At 52.6% G+C, this 18,244-nt stretch carries 17 protein-coding genes and 2 pseudogenes; 9 read left to right on the top strand and 10 right to left on the bottom strand.

All coding sequences use genetic code 11. The features are described 5' to 3' along the window. The first annotated feature begins 1 nt into the window (after position 1). From IR141_RS00655 to IR141_RS00640, 4 genes are all read left to right on the top strand, one after another. A complete protein-coding gene (locus IR141_RS00655; protein ID WP_135033780.1) occupies positions 2-3,067 on the top strand; it encodes a hypothetical protein in 3,066 nt (1,021 codons plus the stop codon). Between the two features lie 178 nt (positions 3,068-3,245). Next, the gene (locus IR141_RS00650) at positions 3,246-3,425 is read left to right on the top strand and encodes a Com family DNA-binding transcriptional regulator (RefSeq protein WP_135033778.1); all 180 of its coding nucleotides are present in this window, start codon (positions 3,246-3,248) and stop codon (positions 3,423-3,425) included. Further along, positions 3,397-4,239 (top strand): DNA cytosine methyltransferase, encoded by an 843-nt coding sequence (locus IR141_RS00645; RefSeq protein WP_135033777.1) that lies wholly within the window; start codon positions 3,397-3,399, stop codon positions 4,237-4,239. Before IR141_RS00650 ends, IR141_RS00645 begins: the two co-directional genes overlap by 29 nt. A gap of 55 nt (positions 4,240-4,294) precedes the next feature. Next, positions 4,295-5,065 carry a DNA adenine methylase gene (locus IR141_RS00640; RefSeq protein ID WP_167742958.1) on the top strand — a complete coding sequence of 257 codons (771 nt, stop codon included), beginning with the start codon at positions 4,295-4,297 and terminating at the stop codon, positions 5,063-5,065. Positions 5,066-5,106: 41 nt separating this feature from the next. On the opposite strand, the gene IR141_RS00635 is transcribed toward IR141_RS00640, so the two are convergent. The 3 genes from IR141_RS00635 to IR141_RS00625 all read right to left on the bottom strand — a co-directional run bounded on the left by IR141_RS00635 (position 5,107) and on the right by IR141_RS00625 (position 7,785). After that, positions 5,107-5,388 (bottom strand): hypothetical protein, encoded by a 282-nt coding sequence (locus IR141_RS00635; protein ID WP_228068098.1) that lies wholly within the window; start codon positions 5,386-5,388, stop codon positions 5,107-5,109. A gap of 70 nt (positions 5,389-5,458) precedes the next feature. Beyond that, a complete protein-coding gene (locus IR141_RS00630) occupies positions 5,459-6,070 on the bottom strand; it encodes an alpha/beta hydrolase-fold protein (protein WP_135033776.1) in 612 nt (203 codons plus the stop codon). A gap of 86 nt (positions 6,071-6,156) precedes the next feature. Beyond that, the gene (locus tag IR141_RS00625) at positions 6,157-7,785 is read right to left on the bottom strand and encodes an ABC-F family ATPase (RefSeq protein WP_135033775.1); all 1,629 of its coding nucleotides are present in this window, start codon (positions 7,783-7,785) and stop codon (positions 6,157-6,159) included. Between IR141_RS00625 and IR141_RS00620 the strand changes: the two genes are divergently transcribed. Further along, positions 7,772-8,146 (top strand): hypothetical protein, encoded by a 375-nt coding sequence (locus IR141_RS00620; protein ID WP_135033774.1) that lies wholly within the window; start codon positions 7,772-7,774, stop codon positions 8,144-8,146. The two genes, IR141_RS00625 and IR141_RS00620, sit on opposite strands and share 14 nt — an antisense overlap. 542 nt (positions 8,147-8,688) lie before the next feature. After that, positions 8,689-9,786, top strand: a complete 1,098-nt coding sequence (locus tag IR141_RS00615; protein WP_135033773.1) for a hypothetical protein — start codon at positions 8,689-8,691, stop codon at positions 9,784-9,786. A gap of 91 nt (positions 9,787-9,877) precedes the next feature. On the opposite strand, the gene IR141_RS00610 is transcribed toward IR141_RS00615, so the two are convergent. After that, on the bottom strand, positions 9,878-10,444 hold the full coding sequence (locus tag IR141_RS00610; protein ID WP_135033772.1) for an adenine phosphoribosyltransferase: 567 nt from the start codon (positions 10,442-10,444) through the stop codon (positions 9,878-9,880). A 124-nt stretch (positions 10,445-10,568) separates the two neighbouring features. Here IR141_RS00610 and gmk point away from each other — a divergent pair, with 124 nt between their 5' ends. The 3 genes from gmk (at position 10,569) to IR141_RS00595 (ending at position 13,639) form a co-directional block, all read left to right on the top strand. After that, a complete protein-coding gene (gene gmk / locus IR141_RS00605; RefSeq protein WP_135033771.1) occupies positions 10,569-11,186 on the top strand; it encodes a guanylate kinase in 618 nt (205 codons plus the stop codon). A 74-nt stretch (positions 11,187-11,260) separates the two neighbouring features. Continuing rightward, positions 11,261-11,467 (top strand): DNA-directed RNA polymerase subunit omega, encoded by a 207-nt coding sequence (rpoZ, locus tag IR141_RS00600; RefSeq protein ID WP_135033770.1) that lies wholly within the window; start codon positions 11,261-11,263, stop codon positions 11,465-11,467. An 18-nt stretch (positions 11,468-11,485) separates the two neighbouring features. Then, positions 11,486-13,639 carry a bifunctional (p)ppGpp synthetase/guanosine-3',5'-bis(diphosphate) 3'-pyrophosphohydrolase gene (locus IR141_RS00595; protein WP_135033769.1) on the top strand — a complete coding sequence of 718 codons (2,154 nt, stop codon included), beginning with the start codon at positions 11,486-11,488 and terminating at the stop codon, positions 13,637-13,639. A gap of 528 nt (positions 13,640-14,167) precedes the next feature. Here IR141_RS00595 and gatB read toward each other — a convergent pair. The 6 genes and pseudogenes from gatB to IR141_RS00570 form a co-directional block, all read right to left on the bottom strand. Further along, positions 14,168-15,598, bottom strand: coding sequence for an Asp-tRNA(Asn)/Glu-tRNA(Gln) amidotransferase subunit GatB (gatB, locus tag IR141_RS00590; RefSeq protein ID WP_135033768.1), 1,431 nt, complete (start codon positions 15,596-15,598; stop codon positions 14,168-14,170). 60 nt (positions 15,599-15,658) lie between these two features. Beyond that, complete coding sequence (locus IR141_RS00585) at positions 15,659-16,435, bottom strand: DpnI domain-containing protein (protein ID WP_135033767.1); 777 nt, start codon at positions 16,433-16,435, stop codon at positions 15,659-15,661. Positions 16,436-16,535: 100 nt separating this feature from the next. Beyond that, positions 16,536-17,464: pseudogene (locus tag IR141_RS14125) on the bottom strand (PQQ-dependent sugar dehydrogenase). After that, a complete protein-coding gene (locus IR141_RS00575) occupies positions 17,434-17,613 on the bottom strand; it encodes a hypothetical protein (protein ID WP_135033766.1) in 180 nt (59 codons plus the stop codon). The pseudogene IR141_RS14125 and the gene IR141_RS00575 overlap by 31 nt, the downstream one beginning before the upstream one ends. Before the next feature lie 69 nt (positions 17,614-17,682). Next, positions 17,683-17,874: a CFI-box-CTERM domain-containing protein gene (locus IR141_RS14120; protein WP_353663640.1), complete on the bottom strand. Its 192-nt coding sequence runs from the start codon at positions 17,872-17,874 to the stop codon at positions 17,683-17,685. Between the two features lie 136 nt (positions 17,875-18,010). Beyond that, positions 18,011-18,244: pseudogene (locus IR141_RS00570) on the bottom strand (hypothetical protein); the annotation flags it as partial.

The raw sequence follows: 18,244 nt of genomic DNA, 5'->3' as shown, positions 1-18,244 counted from the left end.
TATGACACACGTAATTAAGGCGGGTCAGGCCGCAAAAATCGAAATCCTCAACCTGCAAATGGCAGCGCGCTCAAGTTTGTATCAGGAATGGCAGGCGCAGGACAACAAAGGGAGCTTCGACGACTTTATAGCGACCGTACGCGGCCCGCAGGTGGATGAAGAAGTGCTCCGCCGTGTGGTGGCCGAAGTGTTGGCAGGCCAAGGCATGCAGCCTGTTTTGCCGCGCGATGCCGTTGCAGAAATGGTGGCGGGGCTGATTCCCTCCCGTTTGGTTGATGCCGAGATCCTTACTTCCACTTTGTCGACCGTACTGCCCAAGATGTCGGAAGCAGACTTCGAAACAAAAGGCGAAATATCCATCAAGCCCGGGCGCGCCATCACCAAGCAAGAGTTTGACGAGTGGCGCAAAGGCATGACCGCAGGGCAGACGGCCGTGCAAACCGATGGGCGCACGCTGGTGGTGAACGACTGGTTTACCGCCGAGATGCAGGCCGACGTGATGCTCGAGCAGCCGCAACTGATTCACTCCCGCACCATTTACGACATTCTCAAGGAACGCGCCAAGAGCGGCATGAAAATCCGTATGTACGGCAATTTCAATATGGCCAAGCTGGAAGGCGTGGAACCTGAGATTTTCGGCACTGACGGCCGTACGCCCGACGCACCGTCGCTGGCGTCTGTTGTCAACGGTTGCCAGCCGACCATGATTCTGCACATGGATAACTGGGACGTGGATTTCAGCCAATGCCGTTTCCGCGTGATGACGATGATGACCGACGGTTATGCATTGGCGGGCTATAAAGGTAAAAACCGCTTCAAGCCCGGCTATTGGCTGACCAAGGCCGTGCTCGACTTAGACCCACAACGCCGCGCCGCTTCAGATTGGACGCTGCTCGGCGGCCCGACCGGCCTGTTCCCGCCCATCGACGGCACAACAGGCTTTGCCGAAAAAGGCTACGACACCGCAGGCTTCAACACCACCACCCGTCACAAATGGGCGGGCAACTACCGCAGCAATTCGCTGGATACCCGCGCGCTGAATTTGGGCGGCTACGGCAAGCAGTTCCCGCAACCCGACGGGCAAACGTCAGGCGAATGGGGCTTGTGGCGCGACGGCGGCCTGCACGGCAACATCGGCTCGGGCGGCTATATCTTCCAGCTGCCGTCGGTCGGCCAAGCCGAGCTTGAAACGGCATCGGTTATCATCGAAAACCACTATGCCCGCGGCTTTATCACCTACGGCATCGAGGTGGGAACCGAAGCCAAACCGGACGGCCAGCCGTTTGACGGCATTGCCGATGCGGCCGGTTATATCCCGCGCAACGTCTACCTGATCCACACCCAAGTCGAAGACTGTTATGAGGGCGGTATTCAGGCCAACCGCTTCGTCAATCTGTGGGAGCTGCATTCTCGGGTTTACCGCATGGGACACCCCAATTCGGGCTTTACCTATTACAAGCCCGAATCTATCCCGGCGGGTTTCATCAACGACCCGGGCTACGGCTCTTCGAGCCGCCGCAAAGAATGGCAGATCAACCGCTTCATCATCGGCGGCTGGTATATCGACTGCGCGCGCAAAGGCATCGATGCCCACACGATTTCCGGGCTGTATATTGCCAAAGTGCGGATTAAATCGAAGATTTGGGGCATTCAGATTTGTTGGGACGAGATTTACACCGGCCCAGACGAACCGTCGCAAAGCGTGTTCTTGGGCAACCAGTTCACGTTGCGTGACAGCGAGATTTTCGCCGGCGTGAAGGGCTTGGATTTCACCAACGGCTCGTTCGGCAGCAGCGCGCATAAAAACAGCGCCAAGCAACGCCTGTATGAGATGCGCTTCAGAGGCATGGTGGACAACGTTCAGATTTACGCGCCCATCGGCTTTTTCGACAACTACGCCCGCGGCAACTACGCGCTGCGCGATGTAACCTGCACCTGTGCCTACCCATACGGCAAACTGCCTTATTTTAATCCGTCTTCTTCCCGCGGGTTCTGGTTCGGCTCGCAAGACCCCGCACGGCGCGGCATACCGTTCAATATACGCCTGCAGGGCTGTACTGCCCAAAACTCGAACAGCGGCAACTACGCCGAAGCCTATCTGATTCAGCCGGTCAACCTGCTGACCATGCGCGACTGCATTGCAGACATCACGCCGTTTACGTCTGATACTGTGATGCCCGACCGCTATTTACGCGGCCGTGATGTCGTCCGCAGCGGCATCAAAACGGTTCCGTTCGCGGTGGCTGAAAGCGGCGGCGTGAAGTTGGCCAACACCGTTTTCGACAACGTGGTGTCGGTTGATAAGACTGACGGCTTCGTAATTGCCCGCTTCGACTACCAAGGCACATCAGGCGGCACGGTTGCTCCGGCAGAGCCTGTTCCCGAGAGCGGCACGTCCGCCGCTGAGCCGTCTGAAACGGTTCCTGCTCAGGTTCCGCAAGTGGTTAAATTCGGCATGGCCGAAGCCACACCCACTGTGGTGCGCGACGACAGCGGCGCGGTTGGGATTGTGATGGGCGGCGTCAACCCGCCGGCGGACTGGTCGGATATGGCCGATGTTTCCGGCTCAGTCAAATTCGTTAAAGCCCGTCTGAAAGGGCCTACCGCATCAGCCGGTGTGTATCCGCGCATCAAGCTGGATTTGAACGGCGACACCGACAGCACCATTCTGATGCCTGTCCGCGTGCATTCGCTCGGCGGCCGCACATCCGTAGTATCGCTCGGTATGAGTACGGCTAAGAATGCTGCCGGAAGCGTGGGCTGGATTACAGATAAGAAAACCGATACCAATAATATCGCCATACGCGTCAACGGCAACTATCCGGCAGCGGTAAACGGCACGGCCAACACCGCCGAAGCACGCTACGAATACGGCCAATGGTATATCTTGAGCGTTACCGCCAAACTGGCGGGCGAATACCTCAACCTCGGCACCGCCCACGGCGGCAACGGCCAGCTTGATGCGGATTTCGGCGAAGGCCTGACCGTTTACCGCAACCACACGCCGCCGGCGGAAGAACTGGCAGCAGAAATCAATGCGCTGAAGGTTAAATACGGTATCGGCTGAGAAAGGAGAAGAAAAAGGCCGTCTGAAAACAGACGGCCGACAAAGATATAAAGACGGCGACGTGCCGGTGCGTCAACACCGGCACGCCAGCCAGCAGGACCAGTCTGCATTAGCTTCAAGGCCGCCACCTCGCGAGGCAGCGGTATTCTATCACTAATGCATAGGACGACACCGAAAAATGAAACACCGTTGCAAAAACTGTAACAAACTGTTGGCCGTGGGCACGGGCGATTTTGAAATCAAATGCCCGCGCTGCAAAACCGCCAACGCCATCCGCTCTTTAACAACCGAGAATGCCGCCGAGCATCCCAACCTTGAGAAAGGACGATATGGATGCCGAAAGCACAATCGAAACTAAGCCCACCCTTGGCAGCCTGTTCGCAGGCATCGGGGGCTTCGACCTCGGCTTTGAAGCCGCAGGATTTACCACTGCGTGGCAGGTCGAAATCGACCCGGTCTGCCGCGCCGTCCTCGCCGACCGCTTCCCCCATGCCGAACAGCACGAAGACGTGCGCACCTGTCTGCCCGCACTCGCCCGCACAGACGTTATCGTCGGCGGCTTTCCCTGCCAAGACGTTTCGGCAATGGGCAAACGGCGCGGGCTTGCCGGAGAGCGCAGCGGCCTGTTCTTCGATGCAATGTACATCGTGCAAACCCTTCAGCCGCGCTGGCTGGTGCTTGAGAATGTCCCCGGACTGCTGTTTTCAAACAATGGCCGCGACTTCCAAACGGTGCTTGAAACGCTTGCCGAATGCGGGTATGTGGGATTTTGGCGGGTGCTGGACAGCCGTTATTTCGGAGTCCCCACTAAACGCCGCCGAATATTCGTGGTCGCAGGTTTTCGAGAGCTGCCCCCCGTGGAGCTGCTGGGCGATGCCGGACCAATGGAGCGCCTATCTGGCAAGACGGAAGCGGGCAGCCCGTGGGCGGACGCTCATCCTACGCTGCTTGCGGGTTTCGCCGATGGGACAAGTATCGACCTCTCGGGTGCCAATATCGTCGCTGTCGCCGACAGCCGGCATCAGATGGTTGAGCGGCAGCGAGCGTCTGAAGATTATGGGCTTCGGCGCGGACTGGATGCGGCCAACTCTGCAGAGGCTCGGGCTGCCGGAAATGCCGTCTGCCCTCAAGTCGCACAATGGATTGCCGAAAAGCTCATCGGCACATTCTGATTAACCGATACCGAGCACCGCGAGTGCCGTTTACTCTTATATATAAGGAGAGAAAATGACACTCAAACCGCAACCGCTCGTACCGTGGATGGGCGGCAAACGACGCTTGGCCAAACACCTGCTGCCCATGTTTCCCGATCACCAATGCTATGTCGAGCTTTTCGCCGGCGGCGCAGCCCTGTTTTTCCTGCGGCCGACTCCTGCCAAATGCGAAGTGCTCAACGACCTCAACGGCCAACTCATCAACCTCTACCGCGTGGTGCAGCACCATTTCGACGAGTTCGTGCGCCAGTTTGAATGGACGCTGACCAGCCGCGAAGTGTTCGCCCGTCTGCAATCCACCCCGCCCGAAGTGATGACCGACATCCAGCGTGCCGCCCGTTTCTTCTACCTGCAACACACCGCCTTCGGCGGCAAAACGGTAGACCAACACTTCGGCACGGCCACCACCGGACGGGGTTTTACCGCCGCCGACATCGCAGGCCGTCTGAAAGCCGCACAGCAGCGGCTGAACGGGGTCTACATTGAAAACGAGTCGTGGGAAAAATGCTTCAAACGCTATGACCGCGAACACACATTCTTCTACGCCGACCCGCCGTATTGGCAGCTCGCAGGCTACGACAGAGCCTTCGATTGGCCGCAGTATGAGCTGTTGGCCAAAATGATGGCGGATTGCAAAGGCAAGGTCATGCTCTCCATCAACGACCACCCCGACATACGCGGACTCTTCAAAGACTTCAGCATCACCCGTTTGGAATTGGCCTATTCGGTCGGCCGCGACAAAACGCAAAAAAACAGCGGGGAGCTGGTCATCTGCAACTGGTAAGGCCGTCTGAAACGGCAAAAGCGACGCCATCGTCGCTTTTGTTATTTCTTTGCCTCAGACAATGCCGCTTTCTTTCCGAGTTCGTAAGCAGCTTCCAAAGCGGACTTGACAGACCAGACGGAGATTTCGTTGATAAAGTCCGCATTACAGTTTTTCGTTTCCAAAGTTTCCACAAACATATGCTCCAAAGCGATGGCTTCCAGTTGTTTGTCCAGTTTGGTTTTACGCATTTTATTCTCCGGCTGATGTTCAATTGATGGAGACATGATGCCGCACTTCCCAAAAAGAGCCGAGCAACGAGAGCGCGATGTTTTGGCCGACACAAAAAATCCTGCCTTTGTTCGGCAGGATTTGAAACATTATTGCACCGTATGAAACAAAATCAAAACCGATTTATCTCACAAAAACGCGCCATTTATCGCGCGCGGCTTCAGCCTGCCAGTTTTGCCGTGTGGCAAGTATGGCGGTTTCAATTTGCGCCAAGCGTGGGTTTTTGGCGTTTTTTTCTTTGCTGCCCACTGAAAAATAAGCGTATTCGGGCAGAAAAAGCGGTGTGTTTGCGGCGGCAGACCACTGCCAGCCGTCAAACCACAGCGATGCAGAAACAGCGGCCATACGGTTAAACAAAAACCGGCGGTAGGAGCAATAGGCGGCGAACAACCCTGCCAAAGAATAACCCAACATACCCCGCCATAAAGGGTTCAGGCCGAACTGTTTTTCAATTGCGGGCAAAACGTCAATGGCAATCCATTCAAGATAGGCATCTGCACCGCCGCCAAAGTCAGGAGCCTGCCTGAAGGCACGAGGCGCCGGCCACGGTGTGAACGCGTGTTCCCAAACCGGTTCATCGATGGCTGCCCGCACGGCCTGCCCGCCGGTGAGCTCCGCCAGCGCATCGGATTCCTGCCTGTTTGAAAACGTCAGCAGCAGCGGCGAGGTTTGCGGGTGTTCGGGCAGATAAGCGGTGATGGTTTTGCTGCCAACGGTTAAGGTTGCGGTTTGCATGACGTGTTTGCTCCGTTATCTTGCAGCATCAAGGCCGTCTGAAAGGTTTCAGACGGCCTCAGGTTATTTCGGGCACGGAGATGGGGTTACGCCAAGCCTTTTTTCTCCAGATAGCTTTCATAACCGCCCAAGTAATGCTCGTAGCCGCCTTGTCCGTCCAGCTCGATAATCTGGGTGGCCAGTGATGAAACAAACTGACGGTCGTGGGATACGAAAATCAATGTGCCTCGATATTTTTCCAGTGCCATATTCAGCGATTCGATGCTTTCCATATCCATATGGTTGGTGGGCTCGTCCATAATCAGCACATTGGGTTTCAGCAAAATCAGTTTGCCATAGAGCATACGGCCTTTTTCTCCGCCGGAGAGCACCTGCACCTGCTTCACCACATCGTTGCTGCCGAACAGCAGCCGCCCCAGCGTACCGCGCACCGTCTGCTCATCATCGCCCTCCCCGCTCCATTGGCGCATCCATTCGGTCAGGTTCATATCCACATCGAAATCGTTTTCGTGATCTTGCGGATAATAGCCCACATGGGCTTTTTCCGCCCATTTGACGCTGCCCGAATCGGCACTGAGGCCGTCTGAACAGCGGCTGTCGAACGCGCCGGCCAACAGCTTCAGCAGGGTGGATTTGCCCGCACCGTTGGGGCCGATAACGGCCAGACGCTCGCCTGCCTCAAGGATAAAGCCCAGGTTTTTAAACAATGGCTTTTCAAAACGCTTGCCTAAGCCCTGCACTTCCACAGCCTGGCGGTGCAGCTTCGATTTCTCATCGGTTTCAAAGCGGATATACGGGTTTTGGCGGGTCGAGGGTTTGACTTCCACCATTTCGGATTTGATTTTGTCGGCCTGTTTCAGACGGCTGGTTGCCTGGCGGGCTTTGGATTTGTTGGCCGAAAAACGCGCCACGAATTCCTGCAATTCCTGCAGTTTTTCTTTGGCCTTGGCATTATCGCGCATGGCACGTTCGCGCGATTGCGCCGAAGCAAGCATATAGTCGTCATAGTTGCCGGGGTAGATGGTGATGCTGTTATAGTCCACATCGGCCATGTGTGTGCACACTTCGTTTAAAAAATGGCGGTCGTGGCTGATGATAATCATGGTCGAATCGTATTGGTTGAGTACACCTTCGAGCCAGCGGATGGTGTTGATGTCCAAATTGTTGGTCGGTTCGTCCAAAAGCAGCACATCAGGCTTGGAAAACAATGCCTGCGCCAGCAGCACGCGCAGTTTGAAGCCGGGAGCAACTTCGCTCATTTGCGCGTTGTGCAGCGGTTCTTCGATACCCACACCGCTCAACAGCTCAGCAGCGCGCGCTTCGGCAGTATAGCCATCGTATTCGGCAAACTTGGCCTCCAACTCGGCTGCTTTCATATAGTCGTCTTCGGTGGCTTCGAGATTGGCATAAATCGCATCACGCTCGGTCATCGCCGCCCACATTTCAGCGTGTCCCATCATCACCACATCCAGCACGCGCATATCTTCATAAGCAAATTGGTCTTGACGCAGTTTGCCCAAGCGCACGCCGTTTTCAACCGCCACTTCACCACTGGTCGGCTCCAAGTCCCCCCCCAAGATTTTCATAAAGGTTGACTTTCCCGAGCCGTTGGCACCAATCAGGCCGTAGCGGTTGCCTTCGCCGAATTTGACAGACACATTCTCAAACAGCGGCTTTGCGCCAAACTGCATGGTAACACCGTTGGTAGAAATCATGATTCCAAACCTTATTTGCAGATATTCGAAATTCAGGGCAGCGCTTGAACACTGCCCTGTCAAAAATCACGGCCTGCTCCGTTCCCAATCATACCGGCCGGTTATCAACCCGGCAGATAAATTGCCCAACCGGCAATATGGGAATGCGGCCGCCGCCATAAAGGCCGAAATTATAGCACGAATCACTACCGGCAGCGTTGGGCTATTGCAGTATGGCACCGCTCAAACCCGCCCCTTTTCCGGCAAACCGATGATGCCGACTGCCCTACCATACACGGCCGCCCTGCCCGGCAAACCCTGCGCTACACATTTCCACTTCCCCGCGATCCCCAAGCTTCTGAAAACATCTGAAAACATTTGAAACGCCGCTTACTCCTTCTTAAAAAACACCCGCAGGCCGTCTGAAAAATCATTCGAAGATTTTTGAAACCATCTGAACAGTCCGCCCGAACAGGCCGTTTGAAAACCATATCCCCCCCTGATTTCTGCTTTATCCAATCCGCTGTTCAGACGGCTTCAAATTCCGATTCAGACAGTGTCAAACAACCCCAATAAGGCCGATACAGGCTTATTACCCGCAATATCACAAAAACCGGCAGCCTTGCAGCAAGCCGCAATCATCTGCCTGGTATTTTTATATTGACGCATATCAAAAAAACGCCCGTCAAACTGCAATGTTTTTTTAAAGTGCTTGACGGGCAACACTTATTTTCAATACGATAGCAACCATAAAAAAACTTAAAAAAACGGCTTGAAAACGCAACCGTTTTTAAAAAACAGACAATGACACCGATGTCATTTTACAAAACAAACGTCTGCTTTCCTGCATCCCGTCCGGCATCGCTTGAGTGCTCGGGCAATTTGATTTCGACACTGCTACTTTTTCCAACTTCGGAGCATAATATGAACGCTAAGAAAATCCTGTCTTTTCTGTGTGCCTCTCTTTTTGCCGCACCCGCTTTTGCAGCCAACACAGATGCCGCACTGACCACTACCGATGATTATGTCAATGCCGGAGCAAAACGCGCATCGCGGGATTTCAACATTATCCCCGACCGCCTCGGCATCCACGGCACCATCCGTGCCCGCGCCGATGCAGGCGACACCGCCGCCAGCTACACGGCCGTACCCAACCCCGCCAACAACACCGTCAGCCATCTCAACGCCGATTTATGGCTTTCTGCACGCATTTATAAAGATTGGAAAATCGTTACCCAAATCGAGCCCCAAATCGACCTGGAAACCGGCAAATTCAACGGCGACCATGATGTGCCCATGAACAAACTCTATGCCGAGGGCACCGTGTACGACAAAATCAAAGCGCGCGTTGGCAAATTCGGCGCATTTTCTTCATACGGCCGCGTGCTTGATAACGAAGTAACCGGCGGCGAATTGTTTTTCGACTACAAATTCCCCACCAAAGTTGCCGTTGCCCGCGTAACCAAACATTTAAACGACAACCCTTGGGGCGTAGAAGTACGCCGCGAGATGATGGTTTCCGCACAAACCGTGGTTCCCCTGAGCGACAAAGTCAATATCGGCGCCACCGCCGTTTATCTGGATAATGTGAAACAGCCCGACAACAGCCGCAAAAATGCCGTTTTCGGCGAAATCGGCGCCGATGTAAAATTTAACGACACCTGGGGCGCAATGGCAGCCTACAGCCGCTCCAACCTCACCGGCGTTAAAGACAGCGCGGGTAAAAAAGTATCGCCCGATGGAATATTTGCCGGCGTAAAATTCAAAAATGCCGACTGGGCAACCCGCAATTCTTATGATGTATTCTTCAATCTGCGCCGCGTTGGCGCAATGTCGGGCATCTCTTCGGTTGAAGACTACAGCAAAAACGTACAAGGCGCACAAATCGGCATGAACTACGTTCCCTACAAAAATTTCAAACTCAACGCGTTCTACCTGCACGGCAAACAAGTCAACGCCACCGCGGGCAATAGCAAACAGGATGTCAACGTAGTGCGCGGCCAAATTGAATACAAATTCTAAGCCTGTATAGAGTTATACAAACACAAGCCGTCTAAAAACAGTTTCAGACGGCTTGTGTTCATCCCAAAACCATTATGTCGAAGCAGAATAATTAATCGGGCATGGCTCCTTCGTTTTGATAAAGCGTAAACAGCGGCACACCACGGGTGCGGATATCGGCCCCGCCGGGCAGATCGGTAAACTCGAGAATCGCGGCTGCTTCGATGATTTTGCCGCCGAGTTTGCGGATCAATTCAATGCCTGCCTGCATGGTGCCGCCAGTAGCCACCAAATCATCGACCAGCAACACCCGTGCGCCTTTCTGAACGGCATCGGTATGGATTTCTACCGTTGCCTCTCCATATTCCAATGCGTAGCTTTGCGACAGCGTTTCAAACGGCAGTTTGCCTTTTTTGCGAATGGGTACGAACCCTACATTTAATTGGTAAGCCAAAGCTGCCCCAATAATGAATCCGCGTGCGTCCAAGCCGGCTACCACATCGATTTTCTGCCCCATATAGCGGTAAACCAGCAAATCTACCAATAAGCGGAAATATTCTGGGCTTTGCAATACAGGCGTAATATCATGAAATAAAATGCCTTTTTTCGGCCAATCCGGCACTTTGCGGATTTTTTCATACAACTTGCCCACGCCCATCACATCGGGATGAATCAGCATATCAATCTTGCCCTAAACTTTGATAGTCAATAAATAGTTGATTGTAGCAAAGCTTTGTTCCCGTTGTCGCCCCATCTGCCGCTGTGGCATAATAAGCGGCAATCTCCCTTTCTTGACCCTTATCATGCAAGCATCTTCCAAAGGCAATATTTTTATTATTTCCGCTGCTTCCGGCACCGGTAAAACCACGCTGGTCTCCCGCCTCACCGAACACCACGGCGACATCCGTGTATCGGTTTCCCACACCACCCGTGCGCCGAGAACCGGCGAGAAACACGGCTGCCAGTATTATTTTGTCGATACCGCAGAATTTGAGCAGATGATCAGCGAAAATGCTTTTCTCGAGCATGCCAAAGTGTTTGACAATTATTACGGCACCAGCGTGGAAGGCGTAAACCTGCTGCGCTCTCAAGGCTATGATGTTATTTTGGAAATCGATATCCAAGGTGCCGAGCAGGTGCGCCGCGTGTGGCCCGATGTATGCAGCATTTTCATTCTGCCGCCTTCGTTTCAAGCTTTGGCCGAGCGGCTGACCGGCCGCGGTACCGATACAGCCGAAGTGGTGGTCAAGCGTTTGAGCAAAGCCCGTTGCGAAATCGAACAGGCGTTTTTGTTCGATTATGTGGTCGTAAACAATGACTTGGCCGAGGCTGAAGCCGATTTGCTCTCTATCATTAAATCACACCGTCTCAAACAGTCTTCGCAACAGCTGTTTGTGGAAAATCTGTTGGAAAATTCTTAAAAAACAGCGACAATATATCCCTATTTCTTTTAACATTTCTTTAAACCGTTTATCACGAGAAAGCATCTGACAAAATGGCACGAATCACCGTAGAAGACTGTGTTACCAAAATTCCCAACCACTTCGACCTCACCCTCACCGCCGCCCGCCGCGCCCGCCAGCTCGAAAACGGTACAGCCCCGCTGGTTGACGATGTGCGCAATAACAAACCCACTGTTACCGCTCTGCGTGAAATTGCAGCAGGCGAAATTACCACAGAGCTGCTCAAACGCAGCAAATAACCGTATGAGGCCGTCTGAATGCGTGCGCCGCAACCTACCGCTCCATATGATCCGCTGACAACAGAAGCCCGCAACCTGCTGTTCCGCACGGCTTTCTACTTGGACAATAAAGAGCAAGATTTGCTTGAAAAAGCCTGCGCTTTCGCCTTTCATGCACACGACGGTCAAACCCGCAAAAGCGGAGAACCCTACATCACCCATCCGCTGGCCGTTGCCACACAGCTGGCGGTTTGGCATATGGACATACAGGGATTGTGTGCCGGCGTGATGCATGATGTGCTCGAAGACACCGGCGTAACCAAGCTCGGAATGGCTGCCGAATTCGGCAAAACCATCGCCGAAATGGTCGATGGCCTCTCCAAGCTTGAAAAGCTTGAATACAACAGCAAGGCCGAACATCAAGCCGAGAGCTTCCGCAAATTGATTTTGGCCATGACCAAAGATGTACGCGTGATTGTGGTCAAACTTGCCGACCGCCTGCACAATATGCGCACACTCGGTTCGATGCGCCCCGAAAAACGCCGCCGCATCGCGCAGGAAACCCTTGAAACCTATGCCCAAATTGCCAACCGCATCGGCCTGAACAATGCCTATCAGGAATTGCAGGACTTATCTTTCCAAAACCTGCACCCGCGCCGCTACGCAACCCTGCAAAAAGCCATGAAGGCCAGCCGCCGCAACCGCCGCGATGTGGTGGGCAAAGTGTTGCGGGCCTTCAGTGTGCGTTTGGTTGATGCCAATATCGAAGCCAAAATCAAAGGCCGTGAAAAAAACCTTTACAGCATTCATCAGAAAATGCAGTCTAAAAATCTGCGCTTTGCCGATGTGATGGATATTTACGGCTTCCGCGTGATTGTAAACAGCATTCCCGCCTGTTATGCCGCACTCGGCGCCCTGCACAGCCTCTATCAACCCAAACCCGGCCGTTTTAAAGACTATATCGCCATACCCAAAAGCAACGGCTATCAAAGCCTGCACACCACGCTGGTCGGCCCCTACGGCCTACCTATCGAAGTGCAGATACGCACTTGGGAAATGGATGCGGTAGCCGAAGGCGGAGTTGCCGGCCACTGGATCTACAAATCCGGCAAAAACACCATCGACCAAGCCACGCTGCACACCGACCGCTGGTTGAAAAATATTCTCGACCTGCAAGCCGGCAGCGCCAATGCCATGGAATTTTTTGAAGCCGTCAAAGTCGATTTATTCCCCAACGAAGTGTATATCCTAACCCCGAAAGGAAAAATTCTGGCGCTACCCAAAGGTGCCACCCCAATCGATTTCGCCTATGCCGTGCATACCGACATCGGACACCGCACCGTAGCCGCGCGCATCAACAACACCATGATGCCGCTGCGCACCAAACTGAAAACCGGCGACTCAGTCGAAATCATCACCTCCGAGCAGGCCAAACCCAACCCCGCATGGCTGAATTTTGCCGTATCCAGCCGCGCCCGCAGCGCCATCCGCAACTACATCAAAAACATGAACCGCAAAGATGCCGTTATGTTGGGAGAAAGTCTGCTGCAAAAAGCCCTTTCCAGCCTGCTGCCGCAGAATATCCTGCTTTCAGACGGCCTGAAAGAAAAATATCTGGAAGACCTTAACAACAAACAAACTACATTTGAAGATGTGCTCTACAATGTCGGCATGGGCCATACCCTGCCCGTTACCGTAGCTATGCACATAGCCGGGTTGGCGGGAGAACATTTCGGCGGAGAAGTCCGTCTGAGTCCGATTAAAATAAACGGCAGCGAAACCGGCAGAATACAGTTGGCGCAATGCTGCCAACCCCTGCCCGGCGATGCCGTCCGCGCCCTGCTGGTTAAAGGCCAGGGTTTGGTTATCCACCGCGACACCTGCCCCAATATGCTGAAAGCCGACCCCAACCTGCATCTTGATGCCGACTGGGAAAACATCACCGACCAAAATTTCCATACCACACTGATTGTCAGCTCCCGCGACACCCGCGGCCTGTTGGCTTCGATGGCTCAGGCAATTTCAACATCCGGCGCAGACATCGAATCAGTGGAAACACCGCAAAAACAGCCCGGCACCGAGGGATTTATCAAATTCAAATTCTTCCTGAAAGTAAAAAACACCGAACAGCTCAACGAAATTATCCGCGCCCTGCACGCCATCCCACAGGTGCAGCATATCATGCGGGTTTGACCAAACGAAACAGTTGCCGCTCAAAAATATCTTCCGTAATACCAAAACCGGCCAAACTGCCTGCCGGCTTACCGGCAGCGGATTCAGATAATTTCCGGCACAGCAGCAGGTTGCAGACAGATACCGCAAAGGTAGTGCCGCACTATAACCCTGTATGACCGTAAGCAGGGTTCATTGTGTAACGGTCAAATAAAACACAGCGGCCGGATAGAAACCATCCGGCCGCTTATCCTTGCAATGAGGCAGGAGACTTTGCAGCATTAAAAAAACATTATTAACGCAAGCGCAGTATTTAAACCTTTCAGACGGCATTGGAAAAGGCCGGCTTGCCCACACTCTTTACCCAACAGATTTTGTTTTTCGCCGGATAACGATGGTTTGGCTTCGCAAACTTAATGCATGCCGAAGATAACCGTGCCTATCAGCATTCTCGATAACCCTCAAAAAACCAAAAACAGGGCTTCAGGAAAAAAGCAAAAAGTATAAACAACGCCGCAATTGTCTAACTCAGGCCGTCTGAAAACCATTTCAACCGGCCAGCTTTGTTTTCATCATCTCCCGAACTTGCTGCGGGTTGGCCTTACCTTTGCTGGCTTTCATCACCTGCCCCACCAATGCATTAAAGGCTTTTTCTTTGCCTGACCGGTATTCCTCAACCGATTTGGCATTGCCTGCCAACACCTCATCGATGATTTTTTCAATGGCACCGGTGTCGGTTATCTGCTTCAAGCCGTCGCGCTCAATGACGGCGTCTGCACTCAGATTGCTGCCCCACATCGCTTCAAACACCTGTTTGGCCAGCTTATTGCTGAGTGTTCCATCAGCAATTTTTGCCGTCAGGCCGGCCAGCCGCTCGGGTTGGATCGGGCTTTCTTCCAAACTCAAACCTTCTTTATTCAACGCAGCAGCCAATTCGCCGTTCATCCAGTTGGCTGCCAGTTTGCCCTGCCCGCCAAGTTGCGCCGTTTGCTCGAAAAACGCTGCCTGGGCACGGCTTGCCGTAAGCAGGCGGGCATCGTAGCTGCTGATGCCGTAATCTGCCTCAAACTGAGCCGCCATTTCTCTCGGCAGCTTGGGCATTTCTGCTTTCACTTTTTGAAACAGGCCGTCTGAAATAATCACCGGCAGCAGGTCGGGGTCGGGAAAATAGCGGTAATCGTGCGCATCTTCTTTCAAACGCATCACCCGGGTTTCGCCTTTATCGGGGTCGAACAACATGGTTGCCTGCTGCACTTTGCCGCCGTCTTCGATGATTTCGATCTGGCTTTCCACTTCATAATTAATCGCCTGCTCCAAAAAGCGGAACGAATTGAGGTTTTTAATTTCACGGCGGGTGCCGAACTCGGCCTGCCCTTTCGGGCGCACCGACACATTGGCATCAATGCGGAACGAACCCTCGGCCATATTGCCGTCACAAATATCCAGCCAGGTTACCAAACTGTGCAGCGCCTTAGCATAAGCCACCGCCTCGGCGGCAGATCGGATTTCCGGCTCGGACACCACCTCCAAAAGCGGCGTACCGGCACGGTTTAAATCGATGCCGGTTGCACCGTTCAAACCTTCGTGCACCGATTTGCCGGCATCTTCTTCCATATGTGCACGGGTAACATTGATGGTTTTCACCTCCCCGCCCACCACGATTTCCAGCTTGCCGTGCTCTACAATCGGCAGATCCAACTGGCTGATTTGATAGCCTTTGGGCAAATCGGGATAAAAATAATTTTTGCGGTCGAACACATTTTTGCGGTTGATTTGGGCATCCAGCGCCAAGCCCAGTTTGATGGCCTTTTCCACCACTTCACGGTTCATCACCGGCAGCACGCCCGGCAGTGCGCACTCCACCACACTCGCGTGCGCATTCGGCTCGGCGCCGAAAGCAGTCGGCGCACCGCTGAAAATTTTGGATTTGGTGTTTAATTGGACATGGATTTCCAGCCCGATTACGGTTTCCCAGGTCATAGGAGTCTTTCTCTAAAATTTAACCAATTGAATATTAAAATATATTTAATATATCTTATCTTAAGACGATTTAGATTTCCGATACTGCCCGCGGGCTGAAAACTCAATCACGCCCTGATCGCGCAAAATTTGCAACTGCTGGCGGATTTTATCTTTAATATATTTGTTTTTAGGAAACTGTAGAGCCAATTTTGCTTCAAACGCATAAATCTGCTTCAAATTAAATGTTTCAGGCAATTGCTCCAAGCATTTAATAATAGCCAGCAACCAGCCTTTTCTGCTGCTTTGTTGCTGTCTTAAAAACAGGGTTGCTTGCCATTGGGCGCGTACTGTTTCAGGGGCAACAATCTGCTGTTGCTGAATCAAGAGGATCTTGCCGCTCTCGGGCACTTTGCTCAGGTCTATCGTGCAACCGATCCAACCCGCCCGCTTTGCTGTTGGCGGTAACGGTTTGCGACGGATAATCATATCAACCGTCATAAAATGTTTCGGCACCAGCATCAATTGCTGTACAGAATAATCCACTTTTCTATACGATAAGAAAAAGAAATTCGGGTTGTCATCGGCCTGAATGCGCTCAATCATGGTTTGATAAGCGCCATCGTTAATCATTTTGCCAGCGGTTTTCCCGTTTTTACTTTTTAATTCAAACTGTTCGTCACATCTGGCACACAAAAAATCCTGCACCGGGCAGTTATTGGCTGCCTTCTGAATCGGCTTGCAACCGCAATTCGGGCAATAAACTTGCGCTCCCATCCAGTTTTCCGTTAACACGCGGGTAATTTGTGATGCACTTTTATAGCCTTCGGCCAAGCGGGTATCGAAATATAAATTCATTTTTCAGACGGCCTTTAACCGCTTTCTTAGTAATGCGTGCCACGGATTTGGAACCTGCTTTTGCTGAGTTGGCTTACCGTATATGCCTGCCTGAAACCGTTTATTGCGGCAGCAGTTTCAGCAATTTGCCGTTGCCGCTGTCGGTTAACACATACACAAAGCCGTCCGGCGCTTGGAGCACGTCTCGTACACGCTCGCCGACTTCGATTTTTTCTTCGCTCAATACGCGGGTGTTATCGAGTTTCAAACGGGCGAGGTAGCCGAATTTGAGGGAACCGGCCAGCAGGTTGCCCTGCCAGTCGCTGCGGTAAGGATTTTTACCAACAAAGGCCAGCCCGGACGGAGCGATCGATGGATTCCAATAATACAGCGGTTGTTCCATACCGGCTTTGGCGGTGATACCCTCGCCGATTTTGCCGCCGTAATCGGTGCCGTAGGTAACCACCGGCCAGCCGTAGTTTTTGCCGCCTTCAATCAGATTAATTTCGTCGCGCCCTGCGCGCCGTGTTCGCTGGCCCACAGACGACCGCGGGCATCGGCAGTCATACCTTGGATATTGCGGTGGCCATAGTTCCAGATTTCGGCGGCGTTTTGTTGGGCAAACGGATTATCCGACGGCGTGCCGCCGTTGCGGTTTAGACGCACAATTTTGCCAATATGATTGTCCAGCTTTTGCGCCTGTTCTTTTTGGCTGTAACGGTCGCCCAGCTCTAAATAAAATAAATATGCTGTGGCGTGAGCACGATACGGCAGCCGAAATGGGCGCTGCTGTCGATTTTCGGCCGCTTCGCTGAAGCAAAAATACAGGCGGCGGTTTTGGGCGAATTCTTCGTCTAACACCACATCCAGCAAACCGCCCTGCCCGCCAACGTCGATATTTGGCAAACCGGTAATCGGTGCGCCGACTTGCTCCTGTGCGCCGATGATACGCAGATTACCGCTGCGCTTGCTACCCAAAAAGCGACCGTCCGGCAAAAAGGCCAGTGCCCACGGATGGTTTAAACCCTGTGCCACGGTTTGCCTTGCCATTTGCGCTCTGCGGCTTGCGGATTGGCTTTCACCGCTTGCGTGGCAGAAGCGGCTTGGGCAACAGGAGCTTGGCTGGCGACTTCATCATTTTGCCGCACCATATTTTGTTCGGCACAGGCGGTGCCGCTTAACAGCAGCAATGCGGGCAAATGGTGGCATTCGGCATCCTCTCTTATTTCTCAATATTTCAAACGGTTTAAATCACTTTCAAGTCAAAATCATTTTTTATTCAAATAGCTGACAAAAGTTTTGTCTAAGCAAAAACGCACAATCTTTGCCAATTTCGGCTTACTTCGCAAATAATCGGCGATAGGCGGCGAATAACGGTAATACATTTTAACGAATTGTTTACCTACCTGATTGGCAAGGAGTTTTTCATCTCGAAAATGGCGTAAAATCTTCTGGCGCATCATAATCACCATAAACTGCGGTAGCAATAAAGCAGTTACTAAATTGTTTATGTGTTGCTGCGCAATATGGACACAGACTTATATGGTGCGCCATTTTGTATGATCATTCTGGGAATCATTTTTTCTTATAATGAAATCATTTTTTTCTTACAATATTTACATGTTTCCCTTTCATCTTTACTTCTATTGTTAACATTATTTTTGGGGCTGTCCTAGATAACCAGAACAAATCCTGCTTTACTGATTGTTTTAAAATAGAAATTTGAAATTTTATCTCACTGTTGTTAAAACGCCATTCACACTCTTTCAAATACAGTTCAAAATGCTCTTTGGGAATGCCGTTAAACTTGCGTAAATGGCGTTTTGCTTG

Source organism: Neisseria sp. 19428wB4_WF04 (assembly GCF_015235335.1).
Lineage (GTDB): Bacteria > Pseudomonadota > Gammaproteobacteria > Burkholderiales > Neisseriaceae > Neisseria > Neisseria musculi.
Note: the sequence above shows the minus strand (reverse complement) of the source record. Positions and strands in the feature narration are given on the sequence as shown.

Excerpts from the sequence above, each read along its gene's own strand:
- IR141_RS00655 (WP_135033780.1), top strand. The coding sequence starts at position 2 with ATGACACACGTAATTAAGGCGGGTCAGGCCGCAAAAATCGAAATCCTC.
- IR141_RS00650 (WP_135033778.1), top strand. The coding sequence starts at position 3,246 with ATGAAACACCGTTGCAAAAACTGTAACAAACTGTTGGCCGTGGGCACG.
- IR141_RS00645 (WP_135033777.1), top strand. The coding sequence starts at position 3,397 with ATGGATGCCGAAAGCACAATCGAAACTAAGCCCACCCTTGGCAGCCTG.
- IR141_RS00640 (WP_167742958.1), top strand. The coding sequence starts at position 4,295 with ATGACACTCAAACCGCAACCGCTCGTACCGTGGATGGGCGGCAAACGA.
- IR141_RS00630 (WP_135033776.1), bottom strand. The coding sequence starts at position 6,070 with ATGCAAACCGCAACCTTAACCGTTGGCAGCAAAACCATCACCGCTTAT.
- IR141_RS00625 (WP_135033775.1), bottom strand. The coding sequence starts at position 7,785 with ATGATTTCTACCAACGGTGTTACCATGCAGTTTGGCGCAAAGCCGCTG.
- IR141_RS00615 (WP_135033773.1), top strand. The coding sequence starts at position 8,689 with ATGAACGCTAAGAAAATCCTGTCTTTTCTGTGTGCCTCTCTTTTTGCC.
- IR141_RS00610 (WP_135033772.1), bottom strand. The coding sequence starts at position 10,444 with ATGCTGATTCATCCCGATGTGATGGGCGTGGGCAAGTTGTATGAAAAA.
- gmk (WP_135033771.1), top strand. The coding sequence starts at position 10,569 with ATGCAAGCATCTTCCAAAGGCAATATTTTTATTATTTCCGCTGCTTCC.
- rpoZ (WP_135033770.1), top strand. The coding sequence starts at position 11,261 with ATGGCACGAATCACCGTAGAAGACTGTGTTACCAAAATTCCCAACCAC.
- IR141_RS00595 (WP_135033769.1), top strand. The coding sequence starts at position 11,486 with ATGCGTGCGCCGCAACCTACCGCTCCATATGATCCGCTGACAACAGAA.
- gatB (WP_135033768.1), bottom strand. The coding sequence starts at position 15,598 with ATGACCTGGGAAACCGTAATCGGGCTGGAAATCCATGTCCAATTAAAC.
- IR141_RS00585 (WP_135033767.1), bottom strand. The coding sequence starts at position 16,435 with ATGAATTTATATTTCGATACCCGCTTGGCCGAAGGCTATAAAAGTGCA.
- IR141_RS14120 (WP_353663640.1), bottom strand. The coding sequence starts at position 17,874 with ATGCGCCAGAAGATTTTACGCCATTTTCGAGATGAAAAACTCCTTGCC.